The sequence below is a fragment of the Streptomyces sp. NPDC006140 genome (genome assembly GCF_040628815.1).
In the GTDB taxonomy this organism is placed as follows: domain Bacteria; phylum Actinomycetota; class Actinomycetes; order Streptomycetales; family Streptomycetaceae; genus Streptomyces.
In genome coordinates, this window is the sequence record NZ_JBEXTS010000006.1 from 358114 (window position 1) to 370925 (window position 12812).

General features: G+C 71.0%; 9 protein-coding genes. 7 read left to right on the forward strand and 2 right to left on the reverse strand.

Features of this window, described 5'->3' with window-relative positions:
- Positions 1 to 7 precede the first annotated feature (7 nt).
- Both ABZ386_RS19105 and ABZ386_RS19110 read right to left on the reverse strand, forming a co-directional pair.
- On the reverse strand, positions 8 to 2050 hold the full coding sequence (locus ABZ386_RS19105) for a glycoside hydrolase family 31 protein (protein ID WP_358965245.1): 2043 nt from the start codon (positions 2048 to 2050) through the stop codon (positions 8 to 10).
- A gap of 113 nt (positions 2051 to 2163) precedes the next feature.
- A complete protein-coding gene (locus ABZ386_RS19110) occupies positions 2164 to 3177 on the reverse strand; it encodes a LacI family DNA-binding transcriptional regulator (protein ID WP_114255610.1) in 1014 nt (337 codons plus the stop codon).
- A gap of 336 nt (positions 3178 to 3513) precedes the next feature.
- On the opposite strand from ABZ386_RS19110, the gene ABZ386_RS19115 reads away from it, so the two are divergent.
- The 7 genes from ABZ386_RS19115 (at position 3514) to ABZ386_RS19145 (ending at position 12790) form a co-directional block, all read left to right on the forward strand.
- A complete protein-coding gene (locus ABZ386_RS19115; protein ID WP_355720148.1) occupies positions 3514 to 5454 on the forward strand; it encodes an acyl-CoA dehydrogenase family protein in 1941 nt (646 codons plus the stop codon).
- Positions 5455 to 5550: 96 nt separating this feature from the next.
- Positions 5551 to 6807, forward strand: a complete 1257-nt coding sequence (gene dxr, locus ABZ386_RS19120) for a 1-deoxy-D-xylulose-5-phosphate reductoisomerase (protein WP_358965247.1) — start codon at positions 5551 to 5553, stop codon at positions 6805 to 6807.
- Positions 6808 to 6815: 8 nt separating this feature from the next.
- The gene (locus ABZ386_RS19125; protein WP_351341588.1) at positions 6816 to 8108 is read left to right on the forward strand and encodes a site-2 protease family protein; all 1293 of its coding nucleotides are present in this window, start codon (positions 6816 to 6818) and stop codon (positions 8106 to 8108) included.
- A gap of 168 nt (positions 8109 to 8276) precedes the next feature.
- The gene (gene ispG / locus ABZ386_RS19130) at positions 8277 to 9434 is read left to right on the forward strand and encodes a flavodoxin-dependent (E)-4-hydroxy-3-methylbut-2-enyl-diphosphate synthase (protein WP_351341441.1); all 1158 of its coding nucleotides are present in this window, start codon (positions 8277 to 8279) and stop codon (positions 9432 to 9434) included.
- A 177-nt stretch (positions 9435 to 9611) separates the two neighbouring features.
- Positions 9612 to 10460 carry a GNAT family N-acetyltransferase gene (locus ABZ386_RS19135; protein ID WP_351341444.1) on the forward strand — a complete coding sequence of 283 codons (849 nt, stop codon included), beginning with the start codon at positions 9612 to 9614 and terminating at the stop codon, positions 10458 to 10460.
- Between the two features lie 29 nt (positions 10461 to 10489).
- A complete protein-coding gene (locus ABZ386_RS19140) occupies positions 10490 to 11020 on the forward strand; it encodes a GNAT family N-acetyltransferase (RefSeq protein WP_351341447.1) in 531 nt (176 codons plus the stop codon).
- Between the two features lie 69 nt (positions 11021 to 11089).
- Positions 11090 to 12790: a proline--tRNA ligase gene (locus ABZ386_RS19145; RefSeq protein WP_355720138.1), complete on the forward strand. Its 1701-nt coding sequence runs from the start codon at positions 11090 to 11092 to the stop codon at positions 12788 to 12790.
- The last annotated feature ends 22 nt before the right edge of the window (positions 12791 to 12812 follow it).

Consider the following 12812-nt stretch of genomic DNA (forward strand, 5'->3'; position numbering starts at 1 on the left):
GGCACGGCTACTCCGCTACAGGCAGCCGAGCCCCGTCCCGCAGGAACAGCGGGATCCGGTCCAGCGGGGCGTCGACCGTCACGGCCTGACCGCCCTCGTACGTCTCGCCCGTCCACGCGTCCGTCCACGTCGCCCCCGCCGGCAGGTACGCCGTACGGGCCGTGGCGCCGGCCGTCAGCACCGGGGCGACCAGCAGATCCGGGCCGAAGAGGTAGGAGTCGTCGACCGACCAGGTGGCCTGGTCGTCCGGGAACTCCAGGAACAGCGGCCGCATCACCGGCAGGCCCTCCTCGTGCGCTTCCCGCATGACGCGCAGGACGTACGGCTTCAGGCGCTCGCGCAGCCGCAGGTACTTCTCCAGGACGGCCCCGGCCTCCTCGCCGTACGACCACACCTCGTTGGGGCCGCCGGTCATCTCCGGGCCCAGCGGCATGCCCGGGTCGCGGAAGCCGTGCAGGCGCATCAGCGGGGACAGCGCGCCGAACTGGAACCAGCGCACCATCACCTCCCGGTACGCCGGGTCGTCCGGGTCGCCGCCGTGGAAGCCGCCGATGTCGGTGTTCCACCACGGGATGCCCGACAGGGCCGTGTTGAGCCCGGCCGCGATCTGGCGGCGCAGCGTCGGGAAGTCCGTGCCGATGTCCCCGGACCACAGGGCGGCGCCGTAGCGCTGACTGCCCGCCCACGCCGAGCGGTTGAGGGTGACGACCTCCTCCTCGCCGGTGGCGAGAAGGCCCTCGTAGAACGTCCGGGCGTTCTCGGCCGGGTAGATGTTGCCGACCTCCAGGCCCGGGCCCGCCCAGTAGCGCAGGTTCTCCTGGAAGCCCGGCTTCAGCTCCGGCTCGCAGGCGTCCAGCCAGAACGCCGTGATGCCGTACGGGTCCAGGTAGTTCTCCTTCACCCTCGACCACACGAACTCCCGGGCGTCCGGGTTCGTGGCGTCGTAGAAGGCGACCTGGACCGTGGAGGCGACCTCCTTGTCGGGCCAGTCGGCGTGTGCCATCGGCCCGTACTGGGTGCCGATGAACCAGCCGCGCTGCTCCAGGACCGGGTGGTTCTCGCTCAGCGGCGACACCGACGGCCAGACGCTCACCACCAGCTTGATGCCGAGCTCCTCCAGCTCCCGCACCATCGCCGCCGGGTCCGGCCACTCCTTCGGGTCGAACTTCCAGTCGCCGAGGTGCGTCCAGTGGAAGAAGTCGCAGACGATCGCCGAGATGGGCAGCCCCCGCCGCTTGTACTCCCGGGCCACCGCCATCAGTTCGTCCTGGGTGCGGTAGCGCAGCTTGCACTGCCAGAAGCCCGCCGCCCACTGAGGCAGCATCGGCGTCCGGCCGGTCACCGCGCTGTACCGGCGCTGGGCCCCGGCCGGGTCGCCCGCCGTGATCCAGTAGTCGATCTGCCGGGCCGAGTCGGCGACCCACCGGGTGCCGTTGTGCGCCAGCTCCACGCGGCCGATCGCCGGGTTGTTCCACAGCAGCGTGTAGCCCCGGCTGGAGGTCAGCACCGGGATGCCGACCTCGGCGTTGCGCTGGACCAGGTCCAGCACCAGGCCCTTCTGGTCCAGGCGCCCGTGCTGGTGCTGGCCGAGGCCGTAGAGCTTCTCGTCGTCGTAGGCGGCGAAGCGCTGCTCCAGGCGGTGGTGGCCGTTGCCGACGGCCGTGTAGAGGCGGGAGCCGGGCCACCAGAAGTGGGCGCGGTCCTCGGCGAGCAGCTCGGCGGAGTCGTCCGTCCGCAGGAAGCGGATGAGGCCCTCGGCGTTCACCTCGACGGTGAGCGTGCCGACGGTCAGCCGGCCGCTGCCGTCCTCGATCTTCACCGTGGACGGCGTCGCGGGAGCCTCGTCGAGCAGGGCGCCCGGCAGCCCTTCGAGGACCGGGCCGCCGAGCCGGGCACGCACCCGGACCGCGTCCGGACCCCACGGCTCGATCCGTACGGTCTCCTGGCGGCCGCTCCACTCCAGCGCGCCGCCGCGCTCGCGGAACGTGCCGACCGTGGGGGAGGACTGCGCCAGGCTCACCTGGGGCTGGGTTTCAGCGGGCTGATTCACGTGGCGTGCTCCTGTGCTCCTGGAGGAGTGCAGACATGGGGGTGCCCTGGGAGGTGGGCGGTGGTTGCGAGGGAGGTGGGCGGTGATGCGGGGGAGGCGGGGCGCAGCGGCGCCTACGAGCGGCTCGGCGCCGGGCCCGTGCTCGTCCGTACGGTCAGCTCGGGCGCGATCAGCACGACCTCGTCGCGGCCGCGCCCCTCGAGCTTGGCGACCAGGTGCTCCACCGCGTGCCGGCCCATCTCCTGCGCGGGGATGGCGACCGACGTCAGCCGCACCGAGGCCTGCATCGCGACCTGGTCGGGGCAGATCGCGACCACCGACATGTCCTCCGGCACGGCCCGGCCCTGCTGCCGCAGCAGCGCGAGCAGCGGCTCGACCGCCGACTCGTTCTGCACGATGATCCCCGAGGTGTCCGGGCGTTCGTCGAGGATCCGGGCGAGCGTCACCGCCATGGCGTCGTACCCGCCCTCGCACGGCCGGTGCAGCAGCCGCACGCCCAGTTCCCGCGCGCGGGACCGCAGCCCGTCGAGGGTGCGTTCGGCGAAGCCCGTGTGCCGCTCGTAGACGGCCGGGGCCTCTCCGACGACGGCGATGTCCTGGTGCCCCTGCTTCGCCAGGTGCTCCACGCACAGCGCGCCCGTCGCCCGGAAGTCCAGGTCGACGCAGGTCAGGCCGGTGGTGTCGGCGGGCAGCCCGATCAGCACGGACGGCTGGTCCGTCGCGCGCAGCAGCGGCAGCCGCTCGTCGTCGAGTTCGACGTCCATCAGGATCATCCCGTCGGCGAGCCCGCTGCCCGCGACGCGGCGCACCGCGTCCGGCCCCTCCTCGCCGGTGAGCAGCAGCACGTCGTACCCGTGCGTGCGCGCGCAGGTCGCCACCGCGATGGCGATCTCCATCATCACGGGGACGTACATGTCCGTGCGCAGCGGGATCATCAGCGCGATGATGTTCGACTTGTTGCTCGCCAGGGCCCGGGCCCCGGCGTTCGGGTGGTACCCGAGCTCGCGGATGCTCCGCTCGACCCGCTGCCGGGTGGTCGCGGAGATGGACCGCTTGCCGCTGAGGACATAGCTCACCGTGCTCGCCGAGACTCCGGCGTGCTGGGCGACCTCGGCGAGGGTGACCATCCAGCTCTCCAAGTTTGTGAAGCGCTTCGACAGTGCGCATTGCTGATAACGACGAGTGAGGGTGGTTCGACAGTAGCTCCAGCGGTCCTGGGTGTCCATAGGTTGTCGAAGCGCTTCGATACCGAATTCCGGCGGCGCGAATCGGTCTCCTGGGGGGCACCTCGATGCAACACCGTCGTCAGGCGCGCGACAAGTGCCGCGCGCGATCCGCCCCCTTCGGCTGAACGGACGCGCGAGGACTGGTGGGAGCGTCCGGTTTCGGGTACCAACGATCCAGTAGCACTGGTCGGTAACGAAACGGTCCTCAATCTCCCTAGTTGCGGCGAGGTGCCCCTCATGTCCGCGTCCACCACCCCCTCTTCCCGTCCCGCCGTCACCGAGCGGGAGGCCCGTGAGGTGGCGGAGGCCGCCCGGGAACAGCACTGGCGCAAGCCCAGCTTCGCCAAGGAGCTGTTCCTCGGCCGCTTCCGGCTCGACCTCATCCACCCCCACCCCGTCCCCGAGGACGAGGCGGCCCAGCGCGGCGAGGAGTTCCTCGCCAAGCTCCGCGACTTCGTCGAGACGAAGGTCGACCCGGCCCTCATCGAGCGCGAGGCCCGGATCCCCGACGAGGTGATCGACGGGCTGAAGGAGCTCGGCGCCTTCGGCATGAAGATCGGCACCAAGTACGGCGGTCTCGGCCTCACACAGGTGTATTACAACAAGGCACTCGCTCTGGCCGGCTCCGCCAGCCCCGCGATCGGCGTGCTGCTCTCCGCGCACCAGTCGATCGGCGTGCCCCAGCCGCTGAAGCTGTTCGGCACCGAGGAGCAGCGCGAGCGCTTCCTGCCCCGCTGCGCCCGCACGGACATCAGCGCCTTCCTGCTCACCGAGCCCGACGTCGGCTCCGACCCGGCCCGCCTCGCCACCACGGCCGTGCCCGACGGCGACGAATACGTCCTCGACGGCGTGAAGCTGTGGACCACCAACGGCGTGGTCGCCGACCTGCTGGTCGTCATGGCCCGGGTGCCGAAGTCCGAGGGTCACCGGGGCGGCATCACCGCCTTCGTCGTGGAGACGAACTCGCCGGGTGTCACGGTCGAGAACCGCAACGCCTTCATGGGCCTGCGCGGCATCGAGAACGGCGTCACCCGCTTCCACCAGGTCCGCGTCCCCGCCGCCAACCGCGTCGGCGAGGAGGGCCAGGGCCTGAAGATCGCCCTGACCACCCTCAACACCGGGCGGCTGTCCCTGCCCGCGTCCTGCGTGGCGGCCGGCAAGTGGTGCCTGAAGATCGCCCGGGAGTGGTCGGCGGCCCGCGAGCAGTGGGGCAAGCCCGTCGCGCACCACGAGGCGGTCGGCTCCAAGATCTCCTTCATCGCGGCCACCACCTTCGCCCTGGAGGCCGTGACGGACCTGGCCTCCCAGATGGCCGACGAGGACCGCAACGACATCCGCATCGAAGGCGCCCTCGCCAAGCTGTACGCCTCCGAGATGGCCTGGACGATGGCCGACGAACTCGTCCAGATCCGCGGCGGCCGCGGCTTCGAGACGGCCGAGTCCCTGCGGGCCCGCGGCGAACGCGGCGTCCCCGCCGAGCAACTGCTGCGCGACCTGCGCATCAACCGCATCTTCGAGGGCTCGACGGAGATCATGCACCTCCTCATCGCCCGCGAGGCCGTCGACGCCCACCTCTCGGTCGCCGGCGACCTCATCGACCCCGAGAAGTCCCTCGGCGACAAGGCCAAGGCGGGCGCCAACGCGGGCGCCTTCTACGCCAAGTGGCTGCCCAAGCTGGTCGCGGGACCGGGCCAGCTCCCCACCTCCTACGCCGAGTTCAAGCACGAGGTCGACCTCTCCGGCCACCTGCGCTACGTCGAGCGCACCTCCCGCAAGCTCGCCCGCTCCACGTTCTACGCCATGTCTCGCTGGCAGGGCCGCATGGAGTCCAAGCAGGGCTTCCTCGGCCGGATCGTCGACATCGGCGCCGAGCTGTTCGCCATGAGCGCGGCCTGCGTCCGCGCCGAAATGCTGCGCAGCCAGGGCGACCACGGCCGCGAGGCCTACCAGCTCGCCGACGTCTTCTGCCGCCAGGCCCGCATCCGGATCGAGGAACTCTTCACCCGCCTGTGGACCAACACCGACGACCTCGACCGCAAGGTGGTCAAGGGCGTCCTGTCCGGCACGTACGAGTGGCTGGAGCGGGGCATCGTCGACCCGTCGGGCGACGGCCCCTGGATCGCCGACGCGACACCGGGACCGTCGCAGAAGGAGAACGTCCACCGGCCGATCCGGTAGCCCCGGCCCTCATGGGGGCGTGCGCCGCTGTGGCGCGCGCCCCCGCGAAGGGGATGCGCTGTCCTCACACACGGCCCTTACGGCAACAATGGAGCAATGAGCGACAGTCCAGCCCCCCTCGCCGACCCGCACCTCGTCTACGACCCCGTAGCGGGCGACGGCCCCAAGGACGTGGTGATCCTCGGCTCCACCGGGTCCATCGGCACCCAGGCCATCGACCTCGTGCTGCGCAACCCCGACCGGTTCCGGGTCACCGGCCTCTCCGCCAACGGCGGCCGGGTCGCCCTCCTCGCCGAGCAGGCGTACCGGCTCCGGGTGCGGACGGTCGCCGTGGCCCGCGAGGACGTCGTACCGGCCCTGCGCGAGGCGCTCACCGCGCAGTACGGCACCGGCGAGCCGTTCCCCGAGATCCTCACCGGCCCGGACGCGGCCACCCAGCTCGCCGCCTCCGACTGCCACACCGTCCTGAACGGCATCACCGGCTCCATCGGACTCGCCCCGACCCTCGCCGCCCTGGAGGCGGGCCGCACCCTCGCGCTCGCCAACAAGGAGTCGCTCATCGTGGGCGGCCCGCTGGTCAAGGCCCTCGCCAAGCCCGGGCAGATCATCCCGGTCGACTCCGAGCACGCGGCCCTCTTCCAGGCCCTGGCCGCCGGCACCCGCGCCGACGTCCGCAAGCTGGTCGTCACCGCCTCCGGCGGCCCCTTCCGCGGCCGCAGCAAGGAGGAGCTGGCGCACGTCACCGTCGAGGACGCCCTCGCCCACCCCACCTGGGCCATGGGCCCGGTCATCACGATCAACTCCGCGACCCTCGTCAACAAGGGCCTGGAGGTCATCGAGGCACACCTCCTCTACGACATTCCCTTCGACCGCATTGAGGTGGTCGTGCATCCCCAGTCGTATGTCCACTCGATGGTTGAGTTCACGGATGGATCGACACTGGCCCAGGCGACCCCGCCCGACATGCGCGGGCCCATCGCCATCGGCCTCGGCTGGCCCGAGCGCGTCCCCGACGCCGCCCCCACCTTCGACTGGAGCAAGGCCTCGACCTGGGAGTTCTTCCCGCTCGACAACGAGGCCTTCCCCTCGGTGAACCTCGCCCGGCACGTCGGCGAGCTCGCGGGCACCGCCCCGGCGGTGTTCAATGCGGCCAACGAGGAGTGCGTGGAGGCGTTCCGCCAGGGCGCGCTGCCCTTCAACGGGATCATGGAGACCGTCACCCGGGTCGTCGAGGAGCACGGCACCCCGCGTACGGGAACCTCACTCACCGTGTCGGACGTCCTCGAAGCGGAGACCTGGGCGCGGACCCGGGCCCGGGAACTGGCGGCACAGACGGCGGAGGCCCGTGCATGACGACTCTGATGTTCATCCTCGGCATAGGTCTCTTCGTGGTCGGCCTGCTGTTCTCGATCGCGTGGCACGAGCTGGGGCACCTGTCCACGGCCAAGCTGTTCGGCATCCGCGTGCCGCAGTACATGGTCGGCTTCGGCCCGACGATCTTCTCGCGCAAGAAGGGCGAGACCGAGTACGGCATCAAGGCGATCCCGTTCGGTGGCTACATCCGCATGATCGGCATGTTCCCGCCGGGCGCCGACGGCCGTCTGGAGTCCCGCTCCACCTCCCCGTGGCGCGGCATGATCGAGGACGCCCGCTCCGCCGCGTACGAGGAGCTCCGGCCGGGCGACGAGAACCGCATGTTCTACACGCGCGCCCCCTGGAAGCGCGTGATCGTCATGTTCGCCGGCCCCTTCATGAACCTGGTCCTGGCGGTGGCGCTGTTCCTCACCGTCCTGATGGGCTTCGGCATCAGCCAGCAGACCACCACGGTCAGCTCGGTCTCCCAGTGCGTCATCTCGCAGAGCGAGAACCGCGACAAGTGCGAGAAGGGCGACCCGGCCTCCCCGGCCGCCGCGGCGGGCCTCAAGGCCGGCGACAAGATCGTCTCCTTCGACGGGGTGAAGACCGACGACTGGAACCAGCTGTCGGACCTCATCCGCTCCAGCCCCGGCAAGGAGGTGCCGATCGTCGTCGAGCGCAAGGGCCAGGACGTCACCCTGCACGCGAAGATCGCCCCCAACATGGTCGCCAAGAAGGACTCCAGCGGCCAGATCATCGAGAACCAGTACGTCCGGGCCGGCTTCCTCGGCTTCAGCGCCGCCACGGGCGTGGTCAAGCAGGACTTCGGCGAGTCCGTGACCTGGATGGGCGACCGGATCGGCGAGGCCGTCGACTCCCTCGCCGCCCTCCCCGGCAAGATCCCGGCCCTGTGGAACGCGGCCTTCGACGGCGCCCCGCGCGAGGCCGACTCCCCGATGGGCGTGGTCGGCGCGGCCCGCGTCGGCGGCGAGATCTTCACCCTCGACATCCCGCCCACCCAGCAACTGGCCATGGCCCTCATGCTGGTCGCCGGCTTCAACCTCTCCCTGTTCCTGTTCAACATGCTCCCGCTGCTGCCGCTCGACGGCGGCCACATCGCGGGCGCCCTGTGGGAGTCGCTGCGCCGCAACACGGCCAAGGTGCTCCGCCGGCCGGACCCGGGCCCCTTCGACGTGGCGAAGCTCATGCCGGTCGCCTACGTGGTCGCGGGGATCTTCATCTGCTTCACGATCCTCGTCCTGATCGCGGACGTGGTTAACCCGGTGAGAATCTCCTAGTCATATGGCGTTCGTGGCGGCTCGGCATACTTTCTGCCGGGCCGCCTCCCATCGAGTGGCCACGCGGGTGGGATGTGCCCGCGCCGGGGCATGTGCCGTAATCTCGAAGCTCGGAGCCCGCTGCTCACGGGACCGGACCTTGATCCACGACTTGGGGTTGCACAGCAGATGACTGCGATTTCTCTCGGCATGCCGTCCGTTCCGACCAAGCTCGCCGAGCGCCGGAAGAGCCGCCAGATCCAGGTCGGGTCCGTGGCCGTCGGCGGAGACGCCCCCGTCTCGGTGCAGTCGATGACCACCACGCGCACCTCCGACATCGGCGCGACCCTCCAGCAGATCGCCGAACTGACCGCCTCCGGCTGCCAGATCGTCCGCGTCGCCTGCCCCACCCAGGACGACGCCGACGCCCTCGCCACGATCGCCCGCAAGTCGCAGATCCCGGTCATCGCCGACATCCACTTCCAGCCGAAGTACGTCTTCGCCGCGATCGAGGCCGGCTGCGCGGCGGTCCGCGTCAACCCCGGCAACATCAAGCAGTTCGACGACAAGGTCAAGGAGATCGCCAAGGCGGCCCGCGACCACGGCACCCCGATCCGCATCGGCGTCAACGCCGGCTCCCTCGACAAGCGCCTGCTGCAGAAGTACGGCAAGGCGACTCCCGAGGCCCTGGTCGAGTCGGCCCTGTGGGAGGCGTCCCTCTTCGAGGAGCACGACTTCCGCGACATCAAGATCTCCGTCAAGCACAACGACCCGGTCATCATGATCGAGGCGTACAAGCAGCTCGCCGAGCAGTGCGACTACCCGCTGCACCTCGGCGTCACCGAGGCCGGTCCCGCCTTCCAGGGCACCATCAAGTCGGCGGTCGCCTTCGGCGCCCTGCTCTCCCAGGGCATCGGCGACACGATCCGCGTCTCCCTCTCCGCGCCGCCCGCCGAGGAGGTCAAGGTCGGCCTCCAGATCCTGGAGTCGCTGGGCCTCAAGGAGCGCGGCCTGGAGATCGTCTCCTGCCCGTCCTGCGGCCGCGCCCAGGTCGACGTCTACAAGCTGGCCGAAGAGGTCACCGCCGGCCTGACCGGCATGGAGGTCCCGCTCCGCGTCGCCGTCATGGGCTGCGTCGTCAACGGCCCCGGCGAGGCCCGCGAGGCCGACCTCGGCGTCGCCTCCGGCAACGGCAAGGGCCAGATCTTCGTCAAGGGCGAGGTCATCAAGACCGTCCCCGAGTCCAAGATCGTGGAGACCCTCATCGAGGAGGCCATGAAGCTGGCCGAGCAGATGGAGGCGGACGGCGTCGCTTCCGGCGAGCCGTCGGTGGCGGTCGCGGGCTGATCCTTCCCATGACGCCGGCGGGGCCGGGCTCCTTGGGGGCGCGGGGAACTGCGCGACGCGCCCCAACGCACCCGCACCCGCCGGCAAACCGTCACTCCCGAGCTCCGAGGCGCCCCGCCCCAGCAGCGCAGCTATAGTGCGGAGACCAACAGACCCGAGTGTGTGAGGCCCCGCCACGTGTTGACGCAGACCACCTCACGGGTCCTCGAACCGAGCGACCTGGACGCCGCGCTCGCCGTCCTCGACCGCGAGCCGGTCGCGAACGCCTTCGTGACGTCCCGGGTGCGGATCGCCGGTCTCGACCCGTGGCGGCTCGGCGGCGAGATGTGGGGCTGGTACGAGGACGGCATGCTGACGTCCCTGTGCTACGCGGGCGCCAACCTGGTCCCCATCTGCGCCGGCCCGCGCGCCGTCCGCGCCTTCGCCGACCGTGCCCGCCGGGCCGGCCGCCGCTGCTCCTCCATCGTCGGACCCTCGGGCGCCACCGCCGACCTGTGGCGACTGCTGGAACCCCACTGGGGCCCGGCCCGCGAGGTCCGCCGCCACCAGCCGCTCATGGTCACCGACCGGCTGCCGGCCGGCATCGCCCCGGACCCCTACGTCCGCCGCGTCCGCAAGGACGAGATGGAGACGATCATGCCGGCGTGCGTGGCGATGTTCACCGAGGAGGTCGGCGTCTCCCCGCTGGCCGGCGACGGCGGACTCCTCTACCAGGCCCGCGTCGCCGAACTCGTCGGCTCCGGCCGCTCCTTCGCCCGCTTCGACGCGGACGGCAAGGTCGTCTTCAAGGCCGAGATCGGCGCCGCGACGGACCACGCCTGCCAGATCCAGGGCGTGTGGGTGGCCCCCGAATACCGGGGGACCGGCCTGGCCGCCCCCGGCATGGCGGCGGTGCTGCGCTACGCCCTGGCCGACGTCGCCCCGGTCGTCAGCCTCTACGTCAACGACTTCAACACGGCGGCCCGCAGGACGTACCAAAGGGTGGGCTTCCAGGAGGTCGGCGCCTTCATGAGCGTGCTGTTCTGACAACGGAGACCCCCCTGTAGGCTCCCGCCATGGACCTCGTGATCGGCCCACTCGACCTCTCCGCCCACGTGGACGAGGCCCTGGCCGTCCAGGCCGTGGCCTTCGGCCTCGGTTCCGACGAAGTCGCCGTCCGCCGCCAGATCGTCCTGCGCCACATGACCTACCCCGGCGCCCGCGCCCTCGGCGCGACCACCGGCGGACGCCTCGTCGGCTTCGTCTACGGCATGCCCAACGACCGCACCCACTGGTGGTCCACCGTCGTGGAGCCCTACCTCCGCGCCCAGGGCCGCGACACCTGGCTCGACGACTCCTTCGTGATCACCGAGCTGCACGTCCACCCCGACCACCAGAACCGCGGCATCGGCCGCTCCCTGATCACCACGATCACCGACGGCGCCGCCGAACCCCGCTCGATCCTCTCCGCGATCGACACCGACAGCCCCGCCCGCGCCCTCTACCGCTCCCTCGGCTACCGGGACCTGGCCCGCCAGGTGCTCTTCCCGAGCGCCCCGAAGCCGTACGCGGTGATGGGCGCCCCGCTCCCACTGCTGCGCCGCTAACCGATTTCCACCGCCCAGCACCCCCCGGATAACCTCCTGCCATCACCCACACGCAGCAGGAGCAGAACCATGGCGAACGCACCGGTCCAGCGCATGTCCCAGTTGATGGCGAAGACGTTGCGCGACGACCCGGCCGACGCCGAGGTCCTCAGCCACAAGCTCCTCGTCCGCGCCGGGTACGTGCGCCGCACCGCCGCCGGCATCTGGAGCTGGCTGCCGCTCGGCAAGAAGGTGCTGGCCAACGTCGAGCGGATCGTCCGCGAGGAGATGGACGCCATCGGCGCCCAGGAGGTGCTGCTCCCCGCCATCCTGCCGCGTGAGCCCTACGACGCCACCGGCCGCTGGGACGAGTACGGCCCCGAACTGTTCCGCCTCCAGGACCGCAAGGGCGGCGACTACCTCCTCGGCCCCACCCACGAGGAGATCTTCACCCTGCTGGTGAAGGACCAGGCGTCCTCCTACAAGGACCTGCCCGTGATCCTCTACCAGATCCAGAGCAAGTACCGCGACGAGGCCCGGCCCCGCGCCGGCATCCTGCGCGGCCGCGAGTTCCTGATGAAGGACTCCTACTCCTTCGACACCGAGGACGAGGGCCTCGCTCAGTCCTACGCCCTGCACCGCGAGGCCTACCAGAAGATCTTCGCGCGGCTCGGCCTGGACTACCGCATCTGCGCCGCGACCGCCGGTGCGATGGGCGGCTCCAAGTCCGAGGAGTTCCTGGCCCCGGCCGAGGCCGGCGAGGACACCTTCGCCGACTGCCCGAACTGCGACTTCGCCGCCAACACCGAGGCGATCACGTACGAGCTGAAGCCCGTCGACGCCGCCGACGTGCCGGCCGCCGAGGACATCCCCACCCCGGACACGCCGACCATCGAGACCCTCGCCGCCTCCCTCGGCGTCCCGGCCTCGGCCACGCTGAAGAACCTCCTCGTGAAGGTCGACGGCGAGATCGTCGCCGTCGGCGTCCCCGGGGACCGCGAGGTCGACATGGACAAGGTCGAGGCGCACTTCGCCCCGGCCACCGTCGAGCTGGTCACCGAGACGGACTTCGCGGCCCGCCCCGACCTGGTCCGCGGCTACGTCGGACCGCAGGGCCTGGACAAGGTCACCTACATCGCCGACCCGCGCGTCGCCCCCGGCACGTCCTGGATCACCGGCGCCAACAAGGCCGGCACGCACACCAAGAACGTCGTCGCGGGCCGTGACTTCGAGGTCGACGCCTACGTGGACGTCGTCGTCGTGCAGGAGGGCGACCCCTGCCCCAAGTGCGGCACGGGCCTCGTCCTCGACCGCGCCATCGAGATCGGCCACATCTTCCAGCTGGGCCGCAAGTACGCCGACGCCCTCAAGCTCGACGTCCTCGGCCAGAACGGCAAGCCGGTCCGCGTCACCATGGGCTCCTACGGCATCGGCGTCTCCCGCGCGGTCGCCGCCCTCGCCGAGCAGAGCGCCGACGACAAGGGCCTGTGCTGGCCCAAGGAGGTCGCCCCGGCCGACGTCCACGTGGTCGCCGCCGGCAAGGCCCTCCAGACCGAACTGGCCCTCGACATCTCGCAGAAGCTGGCCGCGGCCGGTGTCCGCGTCCTGGTCGACGACCGCGCCGGCGTCTCCCCGGGCGTGAAGTTCACGGACTCCGAGCTGATCGGCGTCCCGCAGATCCTGGTGGCGGGCCGCCGCGCCGCCGAGGGCGTGGTCGAGCTGAAGGACCGCCGCACCGGCGAGCGCGAGGAGATGACGGTCGAGGAGGCCGTGGCCCGCCTCACCGCCTGAGGGTCGCGACGACAGCGGCTGT

Excerpts from the sequence above, each read along its gene's own strand:
- ABZ386_RS19145 (WP_355720138.1), top strand. The coding sequence starts at position 11,090 with ATGGCGAACGCACCGGTCCAGCGCATGTCCCAGTTGATGGCGAAGACG.
- ABZ386_RS19110 (WP_114255610.1), bottom strand. The coding sequence starts at position 3,177 with ATGGTCACCCTCGCCGAGGTCGCCCAGCACGCCGGAGTCTCGGCGAGC.
- dxr (WP_358965247.1), top strand. The coding sequence starts at position 5,551 with ATGAGCGACAGTCCAGCCCCCCTCGCCGACCCGCACCTCGTCTACGAC.
- ABZ386_RS19140 (WP_351341447.1), top strand. The coding sequence starts at position 10,490 with ATGGACCTCGTGATCGGCCCACTCGACCTCTCCGCCCACGTGGACGAG.
- ABZ386_RS19115 (WP_355720148.1), top strand. The coding sequence starts at position 3,514 with ATGTCCGCGTCCACCACCCCCTCTTCCCGTCCCGCCGTCACCGAGCGG.
- ispG (WP_351341441.1), top strand. The coding sequence starts at position 8,277 with ATGACTGCGATTTCTCTCGGCATGCCGTCCGTTCCGACCAAGCTCGCC.
- ABZ386_RS19125 (WP_351341588.1), top strand. The coding sequence starts at position 6,816 with ATGTTCATCCTCGGCATAGGTCTCTTCGTGGTCGGCCTGCTGTTCTCG.